Consider the following 489-nt stretch of genomic DNA (forward strand, 5'->3'; position numbering starts at 1 on the left):
GGCCGATTCTGTTGAAAAAGTAGGTTTAGCGGCAGCCGGCCGGTCGAATGTGTCTGCTGTCGAAGTGGCTGGAAGCCACTTCAAGTTGCCTTTCGGCGTTTCACTGAGCTTTTTTGCCCAGGTCTGAGGGTTAATTCGAGGGTTTCTGCTCGCCGCAGGCGCACCTATCCCGTGATCGGCGGCCCGTGAGGCAGTAGCTTGGCCATACGTCTCAGGTTTTGCACGGTCGCCGCCAAGGTGAATTCGTCAGTCGCACCCGTCAGTCCACGCAGTCGTAAACGGTCCAGTTTCATGATCCGTTTGAGGTGGGCGAACAGCATCTCCACCTTCTTCCGTTCGCAACGAGAGACGAGGTATTCCGGCGTCTTGGCGATGCGTCGCGCCACGTCACGGGTCGCTTCATGGATGCTCCGAGCGATCTTGCGAAATGCGGTATTGGGGCAGCACTTCGCTTTCAGCGGGCAGGTGGCGCAGTCGGTTTGGCTGGAG

General features: G+C 58.5%; 1 protein-coding gene. It reads right to left on the reverse strand.

Features of this window, described 5'->3' with window-relative positions; translation table 11 throughout:
* Positions 1 to 164 precede the first annotated feature (164 nt).
* A partial coding sequence (locus tag CXP40_RS23570) for a transposase (RefSeq protein ID WP_177429712.1) occupies positions 165 to 489 on the reverse strand: 325 nt, incomplete at its 5' end.

This window comes from Pseudomonas sp. YY-1 (genome assembly GCF_002843095.1).
In the GTDB taxonomy this organism is placed as follows: Bacteria; Pseudomonadota; Gammaproteobacteria; order Pseudomonadales; family Pseudomonadaceae; genus Aquipseudomonas; species Aquipseudomonas sediminis_A.